This window comes from Frankia sp. R43 (assembly GCF_001306465.1).
GTDB classification, from domain to species: Bacteria; Actinomycetota; Actinomycetes; order Frankiales; family Frankiaceae; genus Parafrankia; species Parafrankia irregularis.
Map to the genome: position 1 here is coordinate 584,982 of NZ_LFCW01000005.1, position 24,761 is coordinate 609,742.

Annotated in this window: 18 protein-coding genes, 1 tRNA gene and 2 pseudogenes; 14 read left to right on the plus strand and 7 right to left on the minus strand. The window is 70.6% G+C overall.

Annotated elements, in window-relative coordinates:
- Window positions 1–72: 72 nt before the first annotated feature.
- Complete coding sequence (locus ACG83_RS23320) at window positions 73–1,959, plus strand: ABC transporter ATP-binding protein (protein ID WP_200931372.1); 1,887 nt, start codon at window positions 73–75, stop codon at window positions 1,957–1,959.
- 10 nt (window positions 1,960–1,969) lie between these two features.
- Here ACG83_RS23320 and ACG83_RS23325 read toward each other — a convergent pair whose 3' ends face one another.
- Window positions 1,970–3,085: a LacI family DNA-binding transcriptional regulator gene (locus ACG83_RS23325; RefSeq protein WP_235498118.1), complete on the minus strand. Its 1,116-nt coding sequence runs from the start codon at window positions 3,083–3,085 to the stop codon at window positions 1,970–1,972.
- Window positions 3,086–3,596: 511 nt separating this feature from the next.
- Between ACG83_RS23325 and ACG83_RS23330 the strand changes: the two genes are divergently transcribed.
- From ACG83_RS23330 to ACG83_RS23350, 5 genes are all read left to right on the plus strand, one after another.
- Complete coding sequence (locus tag ACG83_RS23330) at window positions 3,597–4,595, plus strand: U32 family peptidase (RefSeq protein ID WP_054568331.1); 999 nt, start codon at window positions 3,597–3,599, stop codon at window positions 4,593–4,595.
- Complete coding sequence (locus ACG83_RS23335; RefSeq protein ID WP_054568332.1) at window positions 4,592–5,758, plus strand: mandelate racemase/muconate lactonizing enzyme family protein; 1,167 nt, start codon at window positions 4,592–4,594, stop codon at window positions 5,756–5,758. The genes ACG83_RS23330 and ACG83_RS23335 overlap by 4 nt, the downstream gene beginning before the upstream one ends.
- A gap of 2 nt (window positions 5,759–5,760) precedes the next feature.
- Window positions 5,761–6,912 carry a zinc-binding dehydrogenase gene (locus ACG83_RS23340; protein WP_054568333.1) on the plus strand — a complete coding sequence of 384 codons (1,152 nt, stop codon included), beginning with the start codon at window positions 5,761–5,763 and terminating at the stop codon, window positions 6,910–6,912.
- 96 nt (window positions 6,913–7,008) lie between these two features.
- Window positions 7,009–8,559 carry an aldehyde dehydrogenase (NADP(+)) gene (locus tag ACG83_RS23345; protein WP_054568605.1) on the plus strand — a complete coding sequence of 517 codons (1,551 nt, stop codon included), beginning with the start codon at window positions 7,009–7,011 and terminating at the stop codon, window positions 8,557–8,559.
- A gap of 3 nt (window positions 8,560–8,562) precedes the next feature.
- Entirely contained in the window at window positions 8,563–9,465 is a 903-nt protein-coding gene (locus ACG83_RS23350) for an SMP-30/gluconolactonase/LRE family protein (RefSeq protein WP_054568334.1), read from the plus strand.
- 45 nt (window positions 9,466–9,510) lie between these two features.
- Here the strand turns inward: ACG83_RS23350 and ACG83_RS23355 are convergent, their stop codons facing one another.
- Together ACG83_RS23355 and ACG83_RS23360 are read right to left on the minus strand one after the other, a co-directional pair.
- The gene (locus ACG83_RS23355; protein WP_235498119.1) at window positions 9,511–9,912 is read right to left on the minus strand and encodes a response regulator transcription factor; all 402 of its coding nucleotides are present in this window, start codon (window positions 9,910–9,912) and stop codon (window positions 9,511–9,513) included.
- A gap of 24 nt (window positions 9,913–9,936) precedes the next feature.
- A complete protein-coding gene (locus ACG83_RS23360; protein ID WP_054568335.1) occupies window positions 9,937–11,361 on the minus strand; it encodes a pentapeptide repeat-containing protein in 1,425 nt (474 codons plus the stop codon).
- Window positions 11,362–11,776: 415 nt separating this feature from the next.
- On the opposite strand from ACG83_RS23360, the gene ACG83_RS23365 reads away from it, so the two are divergent.
- The 3 genes from ACG83_RS23365 to ACG83_RS42710 all read left to right on the plus strand — a co-directional run bounded on the left by ACG83_RS23365 (window position 11,777) and on the right by ACG83_RS42710 (window position 13,230).
- The gene (locus ACG83_RS23365; protein WP_054568336.1) at window positions 11,777–11,974 is read left to right on the plus strand and encodes a hypothetical protein; all 198 of its coding nucleotides are present in this window, start codon (window positions 11,777–11,779) and stop codon (window positions 11,972–11,974) included.
- Window positions 11,975–12,532: 558 nt separating this feature from the next.
- The gene (locus tag ACG83_RS23370) at window positions 12,533–12,808 is read left to right on the plus strand and encodes a hypothetical protein (protein ID WP_054568606.1); all 276 of its coding nucleotides are present in this window, start codon (window positions 12,533–12,535) and stop codon (window positions 12,806–12,808) included.
- Entirely contained in the window at window positions 12,805–13,230 is a 426-nt protein-coding gene (locus ACG83_RS42710) for a type II toxin-antitoxin system VapC family toxin (protein WP_083473479.1), read from the plus strand. Before ACG83_RS23370 ends, ACG83_RS42710 begins: the two co-directional genes overlap by 4 nt.
- A gap of 27 nt (window positions 13,231–13,257) precedes the next feature.
- On the opposite strand, the gene ACG83_RS46875 is transcribed toward ACG83_RS42710, so the two are convergent.
- The 4 genes and pseudogenes from ACG83_RS46875 to ACG83_RS46880 form a co-directional block, all read right to left on the minus strand.
- Window positions 13,258–13,713 carry an NAD(P)-dependent oxidoreductase gene (locus tag ACG83_RS46875; RefSeq protein WP_054568337.1) on the minus strand — a complete coding sequence of 152 codons (456 nt, stop codon included), beginning with the start codon at window positions 13,711–13,713 and terminating at the stop codon, window positions 13,258–13,260.
- Window positions 13,714–13,747: 34 nt separating this feature from the next.
- Window positions 13,748–14,083: pseudogene (locus ACG83_RS48045) on the minus strand (NAD-dependent epimerase/dehydratase family protein); the annotation flags it as partial.
- Window positions 14,084–14,194: 111 nt separating this feature from the next.
- Window positions 14,195–14,331: transfer RNA gene (locus ACG83_RS44450), tRNA-OTHER, on the minus strand.
- Window positions 14,332–14,593: 262 nt separating this feature from the next.
- Window positions 14,594–14,860: pseudogene (locus ACG83_RS46880) on the minus strand (transposase); the annotation flags it as partial.
- Window positions 14,861–15,475: 615 nt separating this feature from the next.
- On the opposite strand from ACG83_RS46880, the gene ACG83_RS23385 reads away from it, so the two are divergent.
- The 5 genes from ACG83_RS23385 (at window position 15,476) to ACG83_RS23405 (ending at window position 24,710) form a co-directional block, all read left to right on the plus strand.
- Window positions 15,476–16,999 (plus strand): hypothetical protein, encoded by a 1,524-nt coding sequence (locus ACG83_RS23385; RefSeq protein ID WP_083473481.1) that lies wholly within the window; start codon window positions 15,476–15,478, stop codon window positions 16,997–16,999.
- A complete protein-coding gene (locus ACG83_RS23390; RefSeq protein ID WP_054568339.1) occupies window positions 16,996–17,817 on the plus strand; it encodes a hypothetical protein in 822 nt (273 codons plus the stop codon). The genes ACG83_RS23385 and ACG83_RS23390 overlap by 4 nt, the downstream gene beginning before the upstream one ends.
- Window positions 17,818–17,903: 86 nt before the next feature.
- Entirely contained in the window at window positions 17,904–22,322 is a 4,419-nt protein-coding gene (locus tag ACG83_RS23395; protein ID WP_152991495.1) for a hypothetical protein, read from the plus strand.
- Entirely contained in the window at window positions 22,297–23,421 is a 1,125-nt protein-coding gene (locus ACG83_RS23400; RefSeq protein ID WP_054568341.1) for a Wadjet anti-phage system protein JetD domain-containing protein, read from the plus strand. Before ACG83_RS23395 ends, ACG83_RS23400 begins: the two co-directional genes overlap by 26 nt.
- Window positions 23,422–23,906: 485 nt before the next feature.
- Window positions 23,907–24,710 (plus strand): site-specific integrase, encoded by an 804-nt coding sequence (locus tag ACG83_RS23405; protein ID WP_235498120.1) that lies wholly within the window; start codon window positions 23,907–23,909, stop codon window positions 24,708–24,710.
- Window positions 24,711–24,761 lie beyond the last annotated feature (51 nt).

A 24,761-nucleotide genomic window follows, 5' to 3' on the forward strand; every position in this document is an offset into this window, starting at 1 on the left:
GGCGGAAGCGGCGTGAGCCCACGGCCCGCCGCCGGCCGCCAGCTGCGGCGGGTCGTGGGGCGCGAACGCGGGATGCTGCTCGGGCTCGGGGTCTTCGGCCTGCTCACCGTCGCCCTCACCGCGGCCGGCCCGTGGCTGCTGGGCCGGGCGACCGACCTGGTCCTCGGCGGCGCCCTCGGGCGCCGCTTCACGGCCGGCACCACGGCGGACGAGGCCATCGAGGACCTGCGGGCGGACGGCCACGGGACGCTCGCCGACGTCCTGGGCACCGTGCCCTTCACCCCCGGCCACGGCGTGGACTTCGCGGCGGTCGGGCGGATGCTGCTCTGCGCGGCCCTGGTCTACGCCGCGGCCGGCCTGTGCGGGGTCATCCAGGCCTGGCTGGCCAACGTGATCTCCCATCGGGTCCTCGAACGGCTGCGCGGCGAGGTCGAAGACAAGATCCACCGGGTCCCCCTCGGCTACCTCGACCAGCAGCGGCGCGGTGACGTGCTCAGCCGGGTCACGGGCGACCTCGACAACCTCGGGCAGTCCCTCCAGCTCGTGCTCGGCCAGTTCGTGGTGCCGGTGCTGAGCATCGTCGGGATGCTCGCCGTGATGTTCTGGGTCTCGTGGGTGCTGGCACTGATCGCGCTGGTCACCGCGCCACTGTCCGTCCTGGTCGTGGCCCTGCTCGCCCGCCGGGCGCAGCCGGCGTACGGCCGGCAGTGGCGGCACACCGGCGAGCTGAACGGCCACATCGAGGAGATGTTCGACGGCCACGCGCTGCTCAAGGTCTTCGGCCAGGAGCAGGCGGCGGCGGAGGCCTTCGCGGCGGGCAACGAGCGGCTGAGCCGGGCGACCGTCCGGGCGCAGTCACTGTCCGGAGCGACCCAGCCAGCGATGATGTTCCTCAGCAACCTGAACTACGTGCTGATCGCGGTGGTGGGCGCGATGCAGGTGGCGGCCGGCGCGCTGACCGTCGGCGGGGTCCAGGCCTTCATCCAGTACTCACGGCAGTACAGCCAGCCTTTCTCCTACCTGGCCGGCATGTCCGGGATGGTGCAGTCCGGGCTGGCGTCCGCCGAGCGGGTCTTCGAGCTTCTCGACGCCCCCGACCAGGACCCTGACCCCGCCGGGCCGACCGAGCCGGCCGGGGCGGCGGGGGCGGCGGGGGCGGCGGGGGCAGGGGCGGCCGGGATGTCCGGGGCGGTCGGGACCGCGCGCGGGGCGGGCCGGGTGGCGTTCGAGCACGTCTCGTTCCGCTACCGGCCCGACCGGCCACTGATCGAGGATCTCCAGCTCACGGCGGAACCGGGGCACACCGTGGCCATCGTCGGCGCCACCGGCTCCGGGAAGACGACCCTGGTCAACCTGCTCCTGCGTTTCTACGAGACCGACGCCGGCCGGATCACCGTCGACGGCGTCGACACCACGGCCATGACCCGCGCCGAGCTGCGTTCCCGGATCGGCATGGTCCCCCAGGACCCGTGGCTGTTCCGCGGCACCATCGCCGACAACATCGGGTACGGCCGTGCCGGGGCCACCCGCGCCGAGATCGTCGCGGCGGCGACGGCGGCGCACGCCGACCGGTTCATCCGGACCCTGCCCGACGGCTACGACACCCTCGTCGCCGACGTCGCCGGGGCCGGGGTGAGTGCGGGCGAGCGGCAGCTGCTCACGATCGCCCGGGCCTTCCTGACCGAGGCCCCGATCCTGGTGCTGGACGAGGCGACCAGCTCCGTCGACACCCGCACGGAGCTACTCATCCAGCGGGCGTCGGCCCGGCTGCGGGAAGGACGGACCGCGTTCGTCATCGCCCACCGGCTCTCCACCATCCGCGACGCCGACACGATCGTCGTCATGGCCGACGGCACCATCGCCGAACAGGGCAGCCACGACGAGCTGCTCGGCCGCGGCGGTGCCTACGCCCGCCTCCACGCCGCACAGTTCACCCGGGCCGAGGCGGACGTCATCTGAACGGCGAGCGTCAGCCGAGTGCGGGCGGGGGCGCCGTGCTGCGGCGCAGGACCAGCTCCGGCGGGATGACCACGTGGGTCCCGCCGGGCGCGCCCGTCTCGACCTGCTCCAGCAGGGAACGCAGGCTCTGGCGGCCGACCTCGGCGAAGTCCTGGCGCACCGTGGTCAGCGGCGGCGAGAAGAACTCGGCCTCGGGGATGTCGTCGAACCCGACGACGCTGACGTCCTCGGGCACCCGCCGGCCGCCTTCGCGCAGGGCGCGCAGCACGCCGAGGGCCATCTGGTCGTTGGCGACGAAGACGGCGGTCAGGTCGGGCTCGCGGGCGAGCCGACAGCCGGCGGCGAAGCCGGCGCGGGCGGTCCAGTCACCGGCCAGCGGCGGATGGACGTCCGCGCCGGCCGTTTCGAGCGCGGCACGCCAACCGGCGATCCGCCCGGCGCCCTCGTACCAGTCGGGCGGCCCGGCCACGTGCCGAACGGTGCGGTGGCCGGCCGCGAGCAGGTGCTCGGTGGCGGTGCGGGCGCCGTGCTCCTGGTCCACCGAGACGGTGGCGATGCCCCCGTCGGGCCGCCCTTCGACGGCGACGAGCGGCAGACGCGCCGCGACCGCGGCCAGCGCATCGGTCGCATCGGCGGTATCGGCGGTATCGGGCACACCGGCGGTGCCGGCGGTGTCGAGGAGCGGGGCGACCGCCACGACCCCGTCGATGCCGCCGGCCAGCAGGCGCTGGAGAGCCTGCCGGAGGGCCTGCGGGTCGAGGGAGTGCAGGCTGACCACCGTGACCTGGTAGTCAGCCTCCCGTGCCGCCTGCTCGACGGCGTACAGCGTCGACGTCGGCCCGTACAGCGTGCCGGCCAGCGCCAGCACACCGAGGGTGCGGGTCCGGCCGGTGGCGAGCGCACGGGCGGCCGGGTTCGGCCGGTAGCCGAGCTCCCGCATGCCCGCGAGGACCCGTTCCCGGGTCCGTGGCCGGACACCCGGATGGTTGTTGACGACCCGGGACACGGTCTGGTGGGAGACCCCGACGAGTCGGGCCACGTCGGTCAGCGCCGGCGGCCGACCGGACGCGCCGACGATCGTTCCCGGTGCGGGGTCGCCCTCCCGGTCCGGTGCCGGTCCGTCCACTGTGGCCCACCTTCGTCGCTCCTGACGAGCCGCTGTCATGCCGCCTGGCCGGGCAGGCCAGTGCTCTCGCGACTCGCGCCTGGGACCGTCCAGTCACTTCGTTATATCCGGCCTGTCCTGCCCGGCTGTCGGACGTCGGCACCGGCACATCGCGGCGGCGTGCAACCCATGCGGACCGGTCGGCCTGGTCGCAGCGGTTGCCCGAGGTGCGACCCAAGGTCATCACCCGAAGATCATGGGATTTTCGTCGTCCCGACGACCACGATCCTCAACTCCTGGGCTTCCGTCTTCGTGACCGCCGGCACGCCAAACCCTGCCCCCGCAGCTGCGCACTGGCACAGGTCCGGCACGGACAGCCCGTCCACCCGTTGAACCTGAGCTTGACCCGCGAAATGTTAGCGCTAACATTTTCCTGCGCGGCTGTTGCCGCCCAGCTCGGGCGGCATCCGCCGCGGATCGGATCACCTCGGGTCGCCGGCCAGTCCGGCCATGCACAGAACGGCAGGCGCAGGTGCAGCAGACGCGTGAGTTCCTCCGCTCGCTCGGGCTTCCGGGCGCTGATCCGTCCGATCTCCCGTCCAGCGGGAAGCGGTTCCCCGACGGGGCCCAGTACCGGGTGGAGATCCCCAGCGTGGAGGGGCCGGAGGCGGTGGCGGCCGTGCTGGCCGAGGCGGACCGGCGCGGCGTCGCGGTCCACCGGGTCTCGCAGGGCAGCGGCGGGATGCTGCTGACCGGCGGGGAGCTGGCGGCGATGGCGGCGGCCGGGTCGTCCGCGGGAGTCGAGGTCAGCCTGTTCGCCCGGCCGCTCGCCGGGTGGGACACCGGGGCCGCCGCGCTGGCTCCCGGCAGTGCCGGCCTGGCCGCGCAGGCACGCGGGACGGAACAGCTCGTGCACGTGCTGGAGGACATCCGCCGCAGCACAGAGGCCGGGATCCGCAGCGTTCTGGTCACCGACGTCGGGGTGCTGTCGGTCGCGGGCCGGATGCGGGCGGCCGGCGAGCTGCCACCGGAACTGATCTTCAAGGTGAGCGTGCAGATGGGCTGCGCCAACCCGGCGTCGATCCGCCTGGTGGAGCAGCTCGGCGCCGGCACCTACAACGTGCCGACCGACCTGTCGCTGGCGCAGCTCGCGGCGGTCCGGGCGACGGTGGACCTGCCGATCGACCTCTACGTCGAGGCGCCCGACGACCTCGGCGGCTTCATCCGCCACTTCGAGATCGCCGAGATCGTCCGGGTCGCCGCGCCGGTGTACCTGAAGTTCGGGCTGCGCAACGCGCCGAACATCTATCCCAGCGGCACCCACCTGACCGCCACCGCCGTGGCGCTGGGGCGGGAGCGGGTCCGGCGGGCCGAGATCGGCCTGGAGCTGCTGCACCGCTACTACCCGGACGCCGTCGGCTCCGGGCCACGACCGGCCGGCCTCGCCGTGCCGGCTGTCCCCGCGGTCGCCGCCGTTCCCGCCGTTCCCGCGGTCACCGCCGTCCCCGCTGCCGAGGGAGCACTTCGATGAAGATCGTGGACGTACGGACACATGTGTACGGGACGCCGTGGCGGGACCTGACCTACGTCCAGGTGTTCACCGACGACGGGCTGGTCGGCGTGGGTGAGACCCGCATGCTCGGCCACACCCAGGCACTGCTGGGCTACCTGGCCGAGGCGGTGCGCAACCATGTGCTCGGTTCGGACCCGTTCGACATCGAGTCCCTGGTGGACCGGATGAAGCGCGGCGACTACGGCCGGGCCGGTGAGATCGTCATGTCCGGCATCGCCTGCGTGGAGATGGCCTGCTGGGACATCGTGGGCAAGGCCCTGGGGCAGCCGGTCTGGCGGCTGCTCGGCGGCAAGGTCCGCGATCGGATCAAGGCCTATGCCAACGGCTGGTACACGGTCGAGCGCACACCCGAGGAGTTCCACGCCGCCGCGCGGGCCGTCGTCGACCGCGGCTACCGGGCACTCAAGCTCGACCCGTTCGGCGCCGGCCGCTGGGAGCTGGACCGGGCCGAGCGCCGCCACTCCATCTCCCTGGTCGAGGCGGTGCGCGACGCCGTCGGGCCCGATGTGGAGATCCTGGTGGAGATGCACGGGCGGTTCGCGCCGCACGAGGCCATCCGGATCGCCGCCTCGCTGGCCGAGTTCGAGCCGGGCTGGATCGAGGAACCGGTGCCACCGGAGAACCTGAAGGCGCTGGCCAAGGCCGCCGCCGGGATCGACGCCCCGGTCGCGACCGGGGAGCGCATCCATGACCGCACCGAGTACCGGGAGCTGTTCGACCTCGGCGCGGCCGACATCATCCAGCCCGACATCGGCCACCTCGGCGGCATCGGCGAGACCCGCAAGCTCGCGGCGACCGCGGAGACCCACTTCACGCTGGTCGCCCCGCACAACGTCGGCGGGCCGGTCCTCACCGCCGCCAACCTGCACCTGGCCGCCTGCACCCCCAACTTCATGATCCAGGAGCATTTCAACGACTTCGCCGACGAGGAGGTCAAGCTCGCCGCCCCGGGCCTGCCCCCGGTGGTGGACGGCTACTTCGCCCTGCCGACCGAGCCCGGCCTCGGCGTCGCCCTGGACGTCGACGTGATCGCCGCCCATCCGTCCCGCGGCGCCCACTTCGACCTGTACGCCGACGGCTGGGAGCTGCGCGGCTCCCAGCCGGCGCGCCGCGGCGGCTGACGATGACCGGCCGCGCGGTGTGGATCGACGCGCCGGGGCAGCTGGCGACCCGGCCGGCCGAGCCGGTCGCCCCCGGGCCCGGCGAGGTGCTGGTCCAGGTCGCCTGGGCGGGTATCTGCGGCTCCGACCGGGAGTTGCTGCGCGGCACCCGGCCGGCCGGGTTCGTGCGGTACCCGGTCGTCCCGGGGCACGAGTGGTCCGGCACGGTGACGGCGGTCGGCCCGGCTGTCGACCCCGGTGCCGGCCCGGCTGCCGACCCCGGTGCCGGCCCGGCTGCCGACCCCGGTGCCGGCCCGGCTGCCGACCCCGGTGCCGGCCCTCCTGCCGGCTCGACAGGAGACGCCGCTTTCGGCCCGGCGGGGGACGCCACGCTCGTGGGTCGACGGGTGGTGGCCGAGGGCTTCCGCTCCTGCCGGATCTGCGCCGCCTGCCGCGGCGGCGACACCAACATGTGCGCCTCCCCCTACGACGAGACCGGTTTCACCCGCCCAGGCGCGTGGTCCGACCACCTGGTCGTGCCGAGCCATCTCCTGCACGTCCTCCCGCCCGATGCCGACCTGCGGGCCGCCGCCGGTCTGGAGCCGGCCGCGTGCGCCGCGGCGATGTGCCTGCGCGCCGAAGCCGTTCCGGGGGAACGGGTCGCGGTGGTCGGCGCCGGCACCCTCGGCCTGCTGGCCACCCAGCTGCTGGCGGCGGGCGGCCCGGCCGAACTGGTCGCCGTGGATCCCCGCGTGAACCGCGGCAGGCTCGCCGCCCGGTGCGGCGCCACGACGCTGCTCACACCGGACGAGGCCGCCGCCGCCCCGTGGGCGCGGCACTTCGACGTGGTGGTCGAGGCCGCCGGTGCCGCCGGCAGCGCGGTGCTGGCCTGCGGGCTGGCCCGCCGCGGCGGGCGGGTGGTGCTCGCCGGTCTCGCCGCCGACGGCGACCACCCGCTGCGCGCCATCGATCTCGTGCTCCCCCAGCTCACCGTGCACACCGTGTTCGGGGCGCCGTCGCGGGCCTGGAGCCACGCGGTGCGCGCGTTCGCCGCCGGCCACCTCGACCCGGCGGCACTCGTCACGCACGAGCTGCCGCTCGACGACGTCGGCGCGGCGTTCCGCCTGCTCGACGATGCCGCCAGCGCCGCCGTCAAGATCCTGCTGCATCCGTGAAGACCTGTGGCGCAGGTGAGGAACCTGCCGCGGCCGATCGCGGCGGCGGCGCACCGCGCCGCGCCACCCCGTGAACGGAAGGACGGAAGGAAGGTCTTGAGCACCGTCACGACCGACATCGAAGGACTGCTCGCCGCCGCCGCGGCGGCGGCCCGACCGTTCGGCGCGCTCGCGCCGGCCGCACGCGCCGCCATGCTGCGCGCCGTGGCCGACGCCCTGGACGCGGCGGCCGAGACCTTGGTCCCGGTCGCGATGCGCGAGACCCGGCTCCCCGAACCGCGCCTGCGCGGCGAGCTGGTCCGGACGACGTTCCAGCTCCGGCTGTTCGCCGAGCTCCTCGACGACGGCGGCTACCTGCAGGTGACGATCGACCCGCCGGACCCGGCCTGGCCCACCGGGCCACGCCCCGACCTGCGCCGGATGCTGATCCCGGTCGGGCCGGCGCTCGTCTTCGCCGCCTCGAACTTTCCGTTCGCGTTCAGCGTCGCGGGTGGCGACACCGCCGCCGCGCTCGCCGCCGGCTGCCCGGTGCTGCTCAAGGCCCACCCCGGCCACCCGGAGCTGTCTCGCCGCACCGCCGCCGTCGTCGTCGACGCGCTGGCTGCCACCGGCGCACCCGCGGGGACGATGGCGCTGTTCGAAGGGGACGAGCAGGCCCGGGCCGCCCTCGTCGACCCGCGGGTGCGGGCCGGTGCCTTCACCGGCTCCGAGCACGCCGGCCGGTTGCTGTTCGACCTCGCCGCCGCCCGGGACGAGCCCATCCCGTTCTACGCCGAGATGGGCAGCGTCAACCCGGTCTTCGTGACCGAGGCCGCCGCCGCGGCGCGCGGACCGGAGATCTGGGCCGGGTACGTCGAGTCCTTCACCCTGGGCACCGGCCAGTTCTGCACCAAGCCGGGGCTGCTGTTCGTCCCGGCCGGCGCCGCCGAAGCGGACCTGGTCAGGCTGGTCACCGGGCGGCCGGCCACCCCGCTGCTGGGGGATCGGATCGCGGCCGGTTACCGGCACACCCTCGGCACGCTCGCGGGCCATCCCGCGGTGCGGGTGCTCGTCGCCGGAACCGAGCCGACCTCCGGACCGACATCCAGACCGGCAGCCGGACCGCCAGCGAGCGGAGTGACGCCGGCCGGGGCGACAGCTGACGGAGTGACAGCGGACGGAGTGACGCCAGGCGGGGTGACAGCGGACGGAGTGACGCCGACGCTGCTGGCCACCGGCATCGCCGACTGGCTGCGCGATCCGGGCGTGCTGGCCGTCGAGTGCTTCGGCCCGACGTCCCTGCTCGTCGCCTACGACGACCCGGCCGACCTGCTCCCGGCGGCCCGCGCCCTCGGCGGGCAGCTCACCGCCACCGTGCACGGTGAGGACAGCGACGACGTCCTCGCCGCCGGCCTGCTCGCCGAGCTGCGGGAACGGGTCGGGCGGGTGCTGTGGAACGGCTGGCCGACCGGCGTGTCGGTCAGCCCGGCGATGACCCACGGCGGCCCCTACCCGGCGACCACCTCGCCGCACACCTCGGTCGGGACGACGTCCATCACCCGGTTCCTGCGCCCCGTCACCTACCAGTCGCTGCCCGCGCGCCTGCTGCCCGAGCCGCTGCGCGACGACAACCCGTGGGGGATCCCCCGCCGCCGCTACGGTGTCTGACCGATGAGCATCGACAGTGAGCAGATCACCGATCCGGTGGCCTTCCACGGCGAAGGCCCGGTCTGGAGCACTGCCTGGTGCGCGGACTGGGGTGGGCTGCGCTGCGTCGACCTACTCGCCGGCGACGTCCTCGCCGTCGACCCGACGACCGGCGCCGTCCGCCGTGACCATGTCGGCGCGGTGGCGGCGGCCCTGCGGCCACGGCGCACCGGCGGGACGGTGATCGCGCTGGAACGGGGCTTCATGCTGGTCGACCCCGCCGGCCCGGACGACCCGACCGGGCTGATCTCCGGCACCCGCCGGTATCTCGGGGATCTGTGGGACGTCGCCGCCGAGGTCCGGATGAACGAGGGCGGCTGCGATCCGGACGGCCATTTCTACTGCGGATCGATGGCCTACGCCGAGACGACCGGCGCCGGATCGCTCTACCGGCTCTCGCCCGACGGCACCGTCAGCGTCGAGCTGACCGACGTCACGATTTCGAACGGTCTGGCCTGGAGCCCGGATGGCGCACAGGCCTACTACGTCGACTCCCCGACCGCACGGGTGGACGTCTTCGACTACGACACGGAGCGGGGGCTCCACGGCCGCCGAACTCTGCTGACCGTTCCCGACGGTTCGGGTGTGCCGGACGGGCTCACCGTGGACGCCGACGGCTACCTGTGGGTGGCTCTGTGGGGCGGCGGAGCGGTCCACCGCTACTCCCCCGCCGGCCGCCTCGACGGGATCGTCGCGCTCCCGGTGCCCCGGGTGACGGCCTGCGCCTTCGGCGGTGACCGCCTCGACACCCTGTACATCACCACCTCCCAGCGCCACACCGACCTCACGCGCTACCCGGCCGCGGGCGCGGTCTTCGCCGCCGCCGCCGGGGTCCGCGGCCAGCCGGTCCTGCCGTTCCTGGGATGACGCGGCCGTCAGCCCGACACAGGACGCTTCGTCCTGGGGGTGAGGTCAGGGGTCACCGAGGCCGGCGCGGCGGGCCGCGAGGATGGCGGCGGCGCGGTCAGTCGCGTGGAGCTTGGTGAGGATGTTGGAGACGTTGTTGGCCACCGTCTTCGGGGTGAGGCCGAGGTGGCGGGCGATGCGGCCGTTCGGCCACCCGTTGGCGAGCAGGCCGAGCACGTCGCGCTCACGGTCGGTCAGCTCCGGGAACGGCTTCGCCGCGGGTCGCGGGTCGGTGAAGGCACGCAGGACGCGGTGCGCGACGTCCGGGCCGAACACGGCGTCGCCGCGGGCGGCGGCGCGGACCGTGCGTACGACGTCCTCCTGCTGGGCGCCCTTGAGCAGGTAGCCGCGGGCACCGGCGCGCAGCGCGGCGAAGACGAACTCGTCCTCCCCGTACATCGTCGGCATCAGGCTCGGCAGAAGATCCTCCGACTACCTATCGCGGCCCGCCCTACGAGCGGCATCAGCACTTGGCCACGATCGTGGCCGTGAAACCCCTTCTGGAATCACCGTCCGCGCACTCCCTCGGGTCAAATTAAGCTGCCTTCGACCTAGTCCTCGCACGCGAGCGAGGTTGGCATCGGTGAGGTCGGCGTCGGCGAGGCTGGCTTTGGTGATGTCAGCGCCGGTGAGATCAACGCCGGTGAGGTTCGCGCCGGTGAGGTCCGCGCCAGTGAGATCGGCTCCGGCGAGGTTGGCATTAGTCAGGTTGGCATTATCCAGATTGGAGTAGGTCAATTTGACCTTAGTGAGGTCGGCGTCGGCGAGGTTCACCTTCGCGAGTCTTGTGTTGCGGAGGCTCGCGCCGGCGAGATTGGCACCAGAAAGGTTGGCTTCTCCGAGATCGGCACGATCGAACGAAGCATCGACCAGGTTGGCGCGAATGAGGCTGGCCCGAGTAAATTTCGCTCCCCCGAATGAGGCATGGGCGAAATTGGCGCCAGAGGCTTCCGAATCCGTGAAATTTGCACCCCAGAGGCCGGCGCCTGCGAAATTTATGCCAGAGAGATCGACGCCGGTGAAGTCTGCACTACCGAGACGAGCGCTGTTGAAATTGGCACGGGTGAGGCCCAGCTCGACAACGTCGATGTTTTCGAGGTCGGCGCCGATAAGGTCGACTGGTTGACCGTTGGAGAGTTGGCTAAGCGCTGCTGCCGCAGCTCGGCGGTCCTTCTCGGCGGTCTCGCCTCCCCTCCTGACGCTGTGATGCAGGTAGTCGATTAGAACCTGGACGATCTCGTCAACGAGGTTGGGGTCGTCCGCCGCGCGTTGGAGCGCTCGAATGCCCGCGAGGCGCACAGGCATCGTGGGTGAGCCGATCTGGTCGAGCGCAGCGGCCAAAATGACGGCCGGATCAGTAACCGTCACCCCTGCGGCCGCGGGAGGCTGTTGACCGACCAGCCCAGGGAACGTCGGGCGGACAGCCCTCTGGCGGCCTGGGAAGACCGCGAGACGCGGCAGTACCTGGATGCCGACGGCGTACAAAAGTCGCTCGCGTGCCCGCACCTCGTCCAAGTCGAACAGGTCTACCCACGTCAGCGTCGCCAGGCTGTCAGGAGGAGTGACCGATTCCAGCCGAACCGGCAGCAAGGTCTTACGTGCCAGCGCGGCCGTCCACTCCGTCGTGCACCACTGGGAGGCGAAGTACGCCTTGGAGTAGAGCGCCACTGTCCACTGAGCCGTAGCAAGCTGGGAGTTCATCCACTCGACAAAGTTCGTCCCCGGCTGCGAGTCCCAGACCTGCACCCGCGCGGCCAAGCCCGCACCCTCCAACACGGCAGCGACCCAGGTCGCCCATGCCTCGTCGGCACCGGTGTAGGACACGAACACGAACGAGCCCGACTCTCCCTCAGCCATGACAATGTTCTACGCCCAGTCCGCCGTGATGCGACAGCCGGCCAGCTCGGCGGGACAGAATGTGCCCACCTCGCCGCGCTCGGCACTCTGCACGTCAGGTCGCGCGTGTCGGAGCGACGCGCCAAGAGATCAGTGGCCAGCGGGCGGAACACTTTCGACCGCGAATGACATCAGGACTGAGATTGCCTTCCGAGACCCCGTCCCCGACTCCAGGGTCGTCCGATGGAGAAAGCTGGTATGGCGGCAAGCCGCCGGATCACAATCCAACGGCCCGGTATCTGGTGAGCGTGTCCTGCGGCCGACGCCATCGACGGACCGCTCGACCGACGCGACGATCCGCGAGATGGAGCGGATCGCCTGTGAGCTGATTGAGCGAGGCGGGAAGTGACCGCCCTCGCGACCATCGCCACGCCGTGTGCTGATCACCCCGGCGCCGGCCAGCCCGTTCGCCACGGCGCTATGCCTACCCGCCGACCTGGTCGACCAGATGCGCGCGACCGGCCCGGACCTCCGGGTGTCGGTCAGCGCGATGGACTGCACCGGGACGGATCTTCCTGAGGCCCGGTTCCTGTTCCACGGGGCCGACCGCGACCGCGGGAAACCGCCGTTCTGAGCCGCCCCGCCGGCACACCGCGGCCACCACGCTTCTCCTGCGGGGAGTGCCTGACCGGATCATCATGGGGATCATGAACTGGTCCCCGGACATGCGCCGTCGCTACCAGCGCGTGACCGACCCGATGGTGCGCGACACGGCGGACAGGGTCGGCCGGCTGCTGTAGGAGGCGTCCACGCCGGTGAAGCCCGCCGCGCGGGACGAACGGGACCAGAACCAAGACCACAGGATCGCGGGTCGGTTTCCGGGATGGACCGACCCGCGGCACTTGCCCCGACAGGGCGGGATGATCGTTGCGGAGGATGAGAGATTCGAACTCTCGAGGGGTTGCCCCCAACACGCTTTCCAAGTCTGTTCCTGGGTGTCCATCGGGGTACGCCAGCGTTCGCGAGCGAGCGAGGCCTGCTGATCGATCGACCGGCGAACGCGGTTGAACGGCGATGAATGAGACCGGAACTGAGACCACGGATGGTAGGGATGCGCTGGCTGACGCGACGAGCCGCCACGCCTAGAGTGGAGGTGCAGGTGCCGGCCACACGGCTGGTGAAGGGAGGGACCATGAGCGCAGCGCCCGGCCGGCCACTGCCTTCGGAGCGGCTCGAGCCGGCACACCCGTTGAGAACGATCAGAGAGATCCGGGCGTCCCTGCCGGCAGAGCAACGCGGACACTTCGACGTCGAGCTCGCCGATACCGATCTCGATGCGCTGCCGGACGTACTGCGGCGCTGGGCTGTCCTGGGTAGCGACAAGTTCGTGGACTCGCTGCTCGCGACGCCGTTCGAAGGCCTGGAGTTCGGCGAACGCTCCTACGACGACGCCGCGAACAGCCAGTGAACTACCTACTGGACACCAATGTCATAGCGGAGCTCACCACTCGACCCCGCCCATCTCCCGCAGTATTGGCTTGGGCTCGTTCCGTTCCCGCTCCGGATCTTTTCCTGAGCGTCGTCACTATCGCCGAGATCGGACTGGACATCGCCGCCGTACTCGACCCCGGCCGTCGTGCCACTTTCGAACAGGCACTCAACGGTGTCAGACACGAATACAAAGATCGGATTATCGCGATCGGGGAAGCGGAGGCTCTCGCCTACCTTACGATCCAAAAAAAGCTGAAGAGCGCTGGGACGCCTATTTATTCACCAGATGCTCTTATCGCCGCGACGGCACTCGCCAACGGTTGGACGCTCGCAACCCGCAACATCAAGCACCTCGTCCGGGCTGGGGCTCCCACGATAAATCCCTGGGATCATCAGTAATTCCTCCAGGAGAGATCTTCGAGGCCGTCACCGCCAGCTGCGCGTTGGCGACCAGCCAATAACCGCCGCAGCGCGGGAGATATCGAAAGCACCTTCATGTCCGTTGAAGCGGCGTCTCCGGCGGGTCTCCGGCGGAAGGTATCTAGTGAGCAGATCCTCCGTCTGAACGTCGGACAACGTCTCGTCGCTGGCAATTAGCAGCGCTTCATAGCCGCGATGCCCTGTTCGGGGCTGCAAGGCGAGGACGCAGGCCCTCGCAGCGTCCTCCACGTCGACGTACCCCCAGAGGTTCGCAATGCCAGCGGCTACATCGCTGCTACGAGCAAACTTCCTGGCTTCCTCCGCGGTGAGGATCCAGTGTAGCCGGAGCGCGGTCACGACCATTCCGCGACGTGCGTACATCTGTCCCATGCGTTCGGTGTAATCTTTGGTCAGCGCGTAGGGATCCACGTAGGAGAGCGGCGTCTCCTCGGTAACAGGCACTTCGGCGGACGACCGTGGTTTCGGGCGACCAGGCCGTGCCGTAGATCGACCCACTCGACGCGAGCACTGCCGTCCTGACTCCAGCCGACCATGCCTGCTCAAGGGCGTTGAAACAGGCCATCGTGTTGTTCCGGACCAGTTCGGCGGGCTCGATATTCTCGGGGCTTGGGGCCGCCGCGCAGTGCACGATCGCGTCCGCACCGGCCATCGACTGCGCCACTGCACCAGCGTCAGTCAGATCGACAGGCGATGGCCCTCTGCGATCCGCCTCGATGACCTGGCGCCCGGCTCGCCCGAGCTGACGGCAGACCTCGCGTCCAAGCTTCCCCGCAGAGCCACTGACCCAGACCACATCATTGCTCTCCGGCATGACCCGACCCTAAAGTCACCCAGACCCATACTCCCGCATGGGACCACAGACCTGACGGAGACGCCAGCACCCATCTGTGGGCCTAGCCAACGTCACGCCCGGCAGACAGGCTGGCGGAGGATGAGAGATTCGAACTCTCGAGGGGTTGCCCCCAACACGCTTTCCAACTGTTCGTCTGGGGGTCCGGGAAGGTTCGCCACCGTCCTGAACTGCAGTGGAACCGTGCCAGCTGGCCGAGCTGAACCCCCGCGAACAGAGCTGAATGCAACTCAAACTGCAACCCTCCCTCACCCGGTGAATCCCTCCCGTCATCGGCCTTTCGGCCGATCCGGCAGTGCCGCGTCCCCTGCATCGGGGCACGGTGGATTGCCCTCCCGCCTGTGCGCGTGGCTTCCAGCCGCGCGGTTACCCGGCGGGGGCTCCTCCGGACCCCGCCCCCAACGGCCTGTGCGACCCGTGGCACGGGACGCGTCAGCTCCGGGCGACCGCTGACCAGCCGATCCGGTCGAGCTACAGTAGGACGCCGGTGTCGTTGATTGCCTTGCTGAACAGCACGCGCCAGAGCTTGCCGGGCACCGCCGACCGGTCGGGATAGACACTGTCGGCCCACACCAGCGTGATACGCCAGTGCCGCTGACGCAGCCGCTCCAGCATCGTCGTTCCGGCGTCGCGGTCGGTGATGCAGGCCGCGGTGCCCAGTACCGTCAGCAGCAGTCCGAGGGTGTCCACGACGATGTGCCGCTTGCGGCCGTTGACCTTCTTCCCGCCGTCGAAGCCCCAGCTCACGGTCGGCATCGGTGCCGACCGCGACTAGGTAGCGCACCGCGTCGACCAGGTGCCGTTGGCAGTAGCCCTCCGGCTGCCCGCCCCTCCCCTCCAGTCAGGCGGGCACGGGCATCGCCTCGCGCACGACAGCTCACTCCGCATCGGTCATGTCCGAGGGATACCTCGGACGCCTGTGCGGCCGGTCCCCGGCATTCCAGAACCGGTGGGCGAGACAATCACACTCCCGGACAGCGGAAGCCGACCGGCGCGAGGACGTACAACTGCGACAACAGGGTCTCCATGCGCGCTCAAGGTCTCGACAAGCCCGAGCTGCACCAGAGGCCCTGTCTTCATGCCCGCCAAGCGGCAAGACCACCCGGCCGAGCTGCTCCAGTCGAACCCACGTCCACCAAAATCGGTATGAAAACGGCTTCTCAGATCAGCGCCGGCCGCGCAATGTAGCGGCAGACAGCGCAGACAGCGCAGACAGCGGCGAGTTTGGGCATATGCCGACCGGCGGCGGGTCGGCGCGGGCACGCTCTTTGGGCAGCGGCGGGGTGCCGGTTCGCGAGCGCCGACGTACGTGCGCGCGAGCCCCGGCCAAGGTGTGGGACAAGGGGGACGCACGTGGGGTTCGAGGATCCGGCGCACGCCGATGCGGTCGGGGTGGAAGAGGGGCTGCTGCACGACGAGGGCTTGATCCGCCGGGCGAAGGCGCTGGCGTGCACGGCGCCCCTGCACGACCTGGACGCGAACAAAGGCAAGGTGGAATGGGCCGACGCCAAGGTCTACCAGATGGCGGAGATAGGCCTGCACACCATCGACCAGGTCGCCATCGCGATGGACTTCGACACCGGAGCCAGCCGCCGCCACGTCCTTGACCGGGTTCAGCGGTTCGTCGCCCGCCAGGCGCCCAACCGCACGCAGGAAGAGCACGCCCGGGTGGCACGGTGGGTCCTGGACAGCCTGATCAATCACGGCGACGTCGAGAAGGCGTTCCACCGACCCTACGGCGCGGTGGACGCGGACGGCGTCTACCGGGTGCTGACGTTCCCCTTCAAGCTGATCGTGGAGCGCCGCGACAGCGCCGGCGTGCTGTACCTGCACGCCTCACATGAGGCGTTGAACGTCCTGGTCGGCGCTTTGGACACGGACGTGGAGTCCGCCCAGGAGGCCGCGGAGGTCAAACTCGCCAACCTGATCAGGCGGGGGCGGCTCGCGGACGCGAAGCAGGTGGCGGAGCAGGCAAGGATCCGGACCATCCAGTACGGGGAGTTGATCCACGTCCAGTTGGAGGCGACCCGGCGCAACATCGCGTCGGTCGACTGGCTGGAGAAGGTCCCAGACCTGCTGACCGAGGCATTGGCGCACGTCCAGGAGCGGGTGCGGGCGGAGCGGGCGATCGCCAAGAACATGGCCGAGGCCCGGGACGAGGCCCAGAACCTGGTCCGTAAGCGGCAAGCCGCCGAGCTCGTCGTCATCGTCGAGGACTGCATCCGCCGACACACCCGCCTACAGCAGCGCCTGCTGGAGGCGCGGGAGGTGTTCCGCGCGGAGCAGGACCGCCAGCAGTTCTCCTTGAAGCCGCAGCGGTCGACGTTCGATCTATTCGGGCAACTGCTGCGTCCCGCACTGGGCCTCACCGTCGCGGACGCGGTCGTACCGGTGGACTGCTTCTTCGCCCGGGCAACCGGGCCCGGGACGCAGAACATTCCGCGCCTGGCCACGCTCGTGCCCGCGTTGCTGCGTCCGGCGCCGCAGCCGGCCCGGTTCGCCGGGCCGGTGGAGGATCCGCAGGTGGAGCCGCTGGAGGACGCCGCTCGGTTCACCAGCGAGCAGTGTGAGATGGCCGAGCAACTGCTGCGCCTGCCCGGGAGCGTGCGCTCACTGTCGAGCCTGCTCCAGGAGGCGGCACAGCTCGACGCGGACCTGCCCGCTCTCGTCGCGTTGCTTGCCGTGTACGCCTACAACCCCGACGCCGGCGCCGCCCAGCGTCGCGGGGACGAGCACGTGCGGTTGGCCGTCCGGGCGGACACCGTCTTGGACAGCGCCGGCTTTCACGGGGACGACCTGTGGCTGACCACGGCGCAGGTGCTCCCGGACACCGTGGGCGGAACGAACCAGACGAGGGATGGGGGACCCGGGAAGTGACCACCGCAGTGGGCGGGTACGCAGGGGATGACGCCGAGGCGGCGGCACGGCTGATCGGGTACGCGTTCCGGCCGCGGGTGCTCCCGCACCGCGACCGGGATTACGCCGCGTTGGTGCGGCGCTTCGACGAGGAGCCCGCGTTCGAGGACCTGGTGCGGCGCAGCGCGACCGGGCTGGGGCTGAACGTCCTGGGCGTCACGATGCGGGCGGGCTCGGTGATCGTCCCGGTTCCCGGGTCGGTGTTCGAGACCCGGCTGGAGGGCTACGCGCGGCAGGCGCGGCAGGGCCACCAGCGTGAAGCGGAGCGGGTCCTGCACGGGATCGCGCACCTGGCGATCGCGGCGCTGTGCTTCCCGCGTCCCCAGGACCTGGCCGAGGACAGCTATGTGGGGGCGGTGACGGCCGCCACGGTCGACAAGCAGGTGCGCCACACGTGTCAGGAGCTGGCCGAACGGTTGGCCGCCGGGCCGGAGAGCGGCGACGCGCCGGTTGAGACACCGGAGTTGGAGCGCGCGTGGCGGGTCTATGCGCGCCGGTCGGAGGCCGGTGAGACGAGCAGCGGGCAGGTGGTGCCGACGACCTCGGAGGCGATCGTCGGCAAGGCCCTGCGGTACCTGGTCGACCAGGGATTGCTCAACGAGGGCGAGAACGCGGAGCTGATGGTGAAGGTCTACCGCACGACGGGCCGCTATCAGCTGCAGGTCCGCGAGCTCGCGGCGGTCGACGCTTACCAGGAACTGCTGCTCCTGGGCGTCGTGCCGCCCACAGACACCACCGCGTCCCTTCGGGTGACCGGCGACGACGACACCCTCTACTGAGCGGGAAGCAGACCACCATGTACGAACTGTCCCGCATTCGCGTGTGCTCGGCCGGGCCGGCCGGCGCCCGCTTCCAGGACGTGATCTTGGACTTCTCCGGCGCCGGGCAGCCGGTCGTCGCCGCTCAGGGAGACCTGTTCGGGGCCGGGGCCCAGGGGCTGCGTCCGTCGCCGGCGAGCGTGGTCTTCCTGGAGAACGGGGGCGGCAAGTCGGTCCTGCTGAAACTGGCCTTCTCGGTCCTCCTGCCGGGCCGGCAGCGCGTGAAGGACGCACCGGATCCGCGGCTGCTGGAGGACTACGTCCTGGCGAAGGACGTGTCCCACATCGCGTTGGAGTGGATGCACGCCATCACGGGAAAGCTACTGGTCACCGCCAAAGCGCTGTACTGGAAGGACCAGGTCGTCTCGACGGTTGCCGAGAACCTCATCGAGCGGTGGTACGCGTTCTTCCCCACCGAGACCCTCGGCCTGGACACGCTTCCCGTCGTCGAGGAAGGCCAATACGTGGCCTTGCCGACGTACCGCGACCGTGTAAACGAGCTGTATGCGCAGGACCAGCGGCTGGCGGTGAACTGGCCCAAGTCCCAGGGCGACTGGACCGAGCTGCTGGGCCAGCTCGGGCTGGACCCCGAGCTGTTTCGCTACCAGCGGGCGATGAACAGGGACGAGGGAGAGGCTGTCCACGCGTTCGCCCTCGAATCCGACGGGGGCTTCGTCGACTTCCTCCTCGAGGCCGTGTTCGACCACCAGGGCCTGAACGATCTGGCTGCCCTGGTCTCCAAGTACGCCCACAAGCTCGCCGGGCGCAAGGACCTGGCGCTTGAGCTGGCGTTCGTGGAACAAGCCATGGTGCTGCTCGAGCCGCTGATCGACGCGGCAGACGCGGTGCACGAGGCCCAGGGGCAGGTTCAGCGGGCCGGTACGGAGCTGGCGGCCTTCCACGGGCAGGTCAAGGCCCGCGTCCGCGATGACCAGGACCGCGTGTCGATGCTTGACAGGCAGTTGGAGGGCCTGGCAGGTGAGTTCAAGCGTGCATCAAGGCTGACGCGTCGCTGGGCGGCGACGGTCGCGGGCCGGCGGGAGAGGCTCGCTCAGTTACAGGTCGAGCGGGCCAAGGCTGACGCAGAGGAGGCCTCCCGCCGCCAGCGGGAGGCCAAGACCGTGGCGGACGGCTGGAGAGCAACCGCTGCCGTGGAGCGGCATCTGACCCGGTCGAACGCGCTCCGGTCGCTGGCGTTGCTGGTCAAGAAGGGTGAGCTGGCGGCCGCGCCTGCGCTCGCAGCACGTGAACGGGCCGCTGGGGCCTTCGCCCAGGGGTTGCTGGCGCTCAGGCAAGCGGCGGCGAGTGCACAGGAGAAGGAATTCGAACAAGCAGGCGTGGAGGCGGCGGCCGAGAAACAGGCACGAGGCGAGCGGGAGGCCGCGCTGAAGAAGGCAGGCCAGGCCGAGGCGAAAGCCAGCGGCCTGCTGGAACAGGTCGCTGCGGCACGGACCGACGCCGAGGAGGCTGTCGCAGCAGGGCTGGCACCCGCCACTGATCTTGTTCCCGCCGCTGCGGCGGATGCCCGACGCGCCGTCGACCTGGCGTCAGAGCAGATCAAGGCACTGGAGTTGGAGCGGGAGGGCCTCGACCAACGTCAGATCGCTGTCCAGGAGACCTTGTCCGCGGCGATCCGCGAGGAGGAGGCCGCACGCGGCCGCCGCACGCAGGCGCAGCGGGCCCTGGACACGGCCCGCTCCCGCGCCCGGGCGATCGAGGCCACACCAAGGCTCACTGATCTGCTGGGCACCGAGGTGCGCCTGGACCTGGACGCGCACGCTCTGCTGGACCGCCTGGAGACGACGATCGCAGAAACGGAACGTGAGCGGGTCGCCGTGCAGATCGAGCAGGCCCGTGACGAGTTCGCCCGGCTGGCCTTGGCCGACGGCCGCATGCTGCCCCCACCCGAGGTCGTGCGGGATGCCTGCCGGCTCCTGGAGCAGTCCGAGCCCCGCATCGACGCCTGGCCGGGCTGGGAGTACCTCACGGAGTTTCCCCTCCAGCAGCGCGAGGAGATGCTCGCGCGCGCCCCGCATCTGATCAGCGGCGTGCTGCTGAACTCGCCAGACGACCTGGAGCGCGCCCGGGAGATCCTCGGGCGGGCGGCACCGACGGCCTACTACGTCACCGTGGGCGCGGTCGCGGGACTGCTGGAATCGGCGGACGCCCCGACCCGAGAGCCCTGGTTCACGCTGCCGTTCAACGTCGCGCTCTACCAGGAGAAGGCCGCCCAGACCGAACAGAAGGTCATCGAGGAGCGCTGGGCCCGCTCGGAGGAACGCCTGAAGCAGTTGGACTTTGCTCATCGGCACGACGGCCAACTGCGGCAACAGATCAGCCAGTGGCGCCAGGACTACCCCGAGGGCGCCCTGGCCGGCCTGCAGGAGGCGTTGACGACCGCGGGAACGGTCTTGGAGGAGGCGGAGAAGGACGCCGCCGAACAACAGCTGATCATGAACGCGCTGGTGGCGCGCCGGGACGGTATCCGCGACGAACTGCACGATGCCCAGAAGGATTTCGACCACTGGCAGAAGGTGAGCCGGCGGCTGACCGAGCTCAGTGAGCGGCTGACGCAGATACCGTCGTGGCTCCAGCAGGCTGCGGCCGCCGAAACACAGCAGGGCGCATGGCAGAAGCAGGCTGACGAGGCCGAAGCCACCGCGGATGAGCACCGCCGTCTCGCCGAGGGCCACCGCGCTGCCGGCGATGAGCAGCGCCGAGCCGCCGCCGCGGCCGGCCGGGAGTGGGCTGCGCTGCCCGGAGCCAACGACATGCGACTGGACGCCGAACCGCCGAGCGACCCGGTGCCGGTGCTGCGGGACGCTTACGAGAAAGCCGAGGCCAACTTCAACAACGCGGATGTCCCGGGCAAGCTGCGCGAACGGCTCGCCCAGGCCGAGGCGAGGGCCGCGGAGGCGGCGGCAGAATACTCGGCGCTGGACGAGACGGACCGGGCCACAGCGTGCCGTCTGCTGCAAACGCCCGAATCGCTGGACGAGCGCAGCCGCGCCGAGGCGCAGGAGCGAGCGGACCGGACGCTGGAGGCAGCTGAAGCCGCGATCACACAGGCCGTACTGGAGCAGGGCAAGCACGAAAACGCCCTGAGCGAGCGGCACAGGGAGTTCCATGAGCTGACCGCTGACGGCACCGCCACCATGCCGGCCGCTGGCCTGCCGGACACGATCGAGGGCTGCCTTCAGTCGGTGGCGGCAGCGGAGACGGAGCACGCCGCGGCGCAGGCAGCACAGACCGGGATCGGCGAACAGCAGAGCGCCGTGGCACAGGAGGCGGCGCAGGCCAAGGACGCGGCGGGGGCCTTCGCAAATCTCGCACAGGCGTTGGCGGATACGGCAGCGGAACCGGACGCCGCCCCCTATGCCGGCGACGGTAAGACCGGCTGGAGTGACTATGGACGTCTGCGCGGTGCGGCCGAGGAAGGGAAGAAGGAACTGAGCCGCACCGAGAAGGTGCTGCGCAGCGCGACGGAGAAGATCAAGCAGCACGCCGCCGCCGAACGATACGCGGGACTGAGCATCCCGGTGCGCCAGCAGATCACGAACCTGTCGCCCGAGAAGACAGCCGAGCACGCGGCGGACTGGCTTGCCGCGCTCCAGCCGCGGAAAAGGAACCTGGCCGACGAGATCCACGAGGTGGACCTGCACCGGCAGACCATCGTCGACCATCTCAAGGGCGAGAGCGACAAGGCCCTGTCCTTGCTGCGTTTGGCCCAGCGGCTATCCCGGCTGCCACGAACCCTCGGCGACTGGGCGGGGCAGGAGTTCATCCACTTCTCCTTCCAACCGCAGCCCGACGAACTGCTCCTGCCACGCCTGGGCGAGCTCGCCGAAGAGGCCGCGGCAGGTCGCACCACTGACGGCCGCAAGGTGGCACGCGATGGCCTGTCGCTGCTGCTGCGCGCCGTGCACACCGCTGTACCCGGCGGGTTCAAAGTCCAGGTACTCAAGCCGGACACGGTCCTTCGCGCGGAACAGGTGCGGGTGTCGAAGGTCAAGGACGTCTTCTCCGGGGGGCAGCAGCTGACGGCGGCGATCCTGCTGTACTGCACGATGGCGGCGCTTCGGGCCAACCAGCAGGGCCGCGAGCGCTCGCGCCACGCAGGGGTGCTGTTCTTGGACAATCCGATCGGCCGGGCAAACGCCGACTACCTGCTGGACCTGCAGCGCGAGGTCGCGCAGGCGCTGGGTGTGCAGCTCGTGTACACCACCGGCCTGTACGACGAGAAGGCGCTGGGGAAGTTCCCGCTGATCGTCCGGCTGCGCAACGACGCCGACCTGCGGGCAGCCCGCAAGTACCTGGTCGTCGACGACATGATCCGTCGGCACCTGGATGCGCTGGCGCCTGAGGACGGCACCGGGCAGATCGACAGTGCCAGAATCTTCCGCCGTGAGGAACCGCCGCACGAAGGCCCCGAGGGGAACGATGGCACTGCCACGCCGCGAGAGTGAACTGATCGCAGGACTTCGGGAGTGGGCCGCGGCGCACGGCCGCAGCCCCTACAAGGATGCCTTCATCCCCCTTGACGCCGTGTGGGAGGTCTTCCGCCGGGTGCCGCACCGCAACGTGGCCGGGGCGTTCGAACCCGCGGTCTTGGCCAGCCTGTTGAACGCGCTGGACAGCGCCGGCCTGATCCGGCAGGTCCAGCGACGAACACCGGACAAGGTCTCCCTGCCCGTCAAGGTCCGGCTCCTGCCGCAGGCGCAGCCACCGGCAGTGCCGCCCATGCCCAGATGGCATCCCGCCCTGACCTGGCTTGCCGAGGAGTGGGCCACAGCGACCGTGAAGCAACGGCCCGCCTACGCGGTGATCGACCGGTGGCTCAAGAGCGGACCGGACCTGTTCCGGATCCCGTTGCGGGAGCGCGCCCTGGAGATCTTCGGGACGTTCGGCAGCGCGGAGGACTTCCTCATGCCGGAGAAGACTCTCGACGACCTCAAGTCCGGGCCGCTGTTCTCGGACCAGGGCCGGCTCGACCAACTGCTGCACGCCTTCAGGCCACCCCCACCGTTGATCACCGAGACGTTCCCGCTGGAGGATGAGGACGGACGCTACTGCCGCGTCGGGACCGGTGATGTGCTGTTCGTGGTGGAGAACGCCACCACCTGGTGGTCCCTGGTGGAAAGCCTCCCCAGTGATCACCGCCTGGGGTATGTGGCCTGGGGCCTGGGCGGTACCTTCCGGGCGTCGATCCGCGCGATCAAGGCCAAGCACCGCATTACGCAGATCCGGTACTTCGGCGATCTGGACACCAGCGGCCTGCGAATCCCCTTGCGGGCCTGCGACACCGCAGCGGAGCTCGGGCTTCCCCCGGTCCAGCCGGCCGAGCACCTCTATCGGGCGCTCCAGTTGCTGGGACGCCCCCGCCCTGCCACGGCCAAGGAAGCGTCCATCAGCGCCGCAACCGCCGGCGAGCTGGCCCAGTGGCTCCCGGCGCCATGCCAGGAGAGCGGGCGCCAACTGCTGCTGGAGGGACAGCGCCTGGCACAGGAATGGGTGACCTACCGCTACCTGCGCCAGAACTGCGACTGGCACGACGACGTGCGCTGACATGGACGACCTGATCCGGGGCGGACGACTTGACAAACAGGACCCAGGGGGAACGGGAGCGGCACCAGCACCTGTCCACGCAGCAGTACAGGACGAACCTGAGCCAGGCCCCGACCAGCAGCCCGTCGTGCACGTCAGCGCCTGGGTCCAAGACACCTGCCAAGGCGTCGCTGAGGAAGCCACGCCTTGGACCGGCACTGACCTGCCACAGGGAAGACGGCCAGGACGGCACCGTGCTACGGGCCGATCTCCGCGTCTCCATCGCGGACGGCAGCGAGACAGGCGCCTCGGCGTTGCCTGTTCCCACCAGGGCCACCTGCCGGGCGAGTGACCCGCCGCCCAGGCAGCTGGTGCCTTGCAACACAGGACGTCACCGGCAGACCGGTCAGCTCCTCCAGCCGGTAGGCCTCGCCGCTCATCCGCAGCCAGCGACCGGCCGTCGGGGTGAGCGTCACGCCGGAACCGCCCACCAGGTTCACCGGACCGTGCGCGCCGCCCTCAACGAGGCCAGGCGCCGCCGCCACCTGACCGAGAACCCGGCCACCATCGCCAAGCCTCCACGCCTGGTCGAGGCAGAGGTCGTGCCCTACACGATCGAGGAGGTTCAGCTCCTGCTGGAGGTGGCCAACCGGCAGCGGAACGCGGCGCGGTGGGTCATCGCCCTGGCCTTGGGCCTCCGGCAGGGCGAGGTGCTCGGGCTCAAGTGGACGGACGTCGACTTCGACCTTGGGGTACTCGTCGTCCACCGGGGACGGCTGCGACCCCGGTACCAGCACGGCTGCGGCGACACGTGCGGTCGCAAGCCCGGATACTGCCCCCAGAAGGTCAACACCCGCCGCGAGACCAAGGACACCAAGTCCCGCGCCGGGCGGCGCCCCATCGGCGTTCCCGACGAGCTGATGAAGCTCCTCGCACAGCACCGGGACGAGCAGGACCGTGAACGCAGTCTCGCCCGCGACCTGTGGGTGGAGAAGGGATACGTCTTCACCTCACCGACCGGCGAGCCGCTCAACCCCAACACCGACCACCACAAGTGGAAAGAGCTGCTGGAGGCCGCCGGCCTCCGCGACGGGCGTCTGCACGATGCCCGCCACACCGCGGGCACCATCCTGCTCATCCTCGGCGTCCCCGACACCGTCGTGGACGCGATCATGGGCTGGGAACCCGGCCAGTCCGCCCGCATGCGCCGCCGCTACCAACACCTGACCAACCGCGTCCTCAAGGACACAGCCGCCAAAGTCGGCGGACTGCTCTGGACCCGCCCGGACCAGCAGCCTCCCGCCGCCTGATCATGGCAACTGCAAACCCAAACTGCAATCCTGTAACGACGTCGGCCCTGG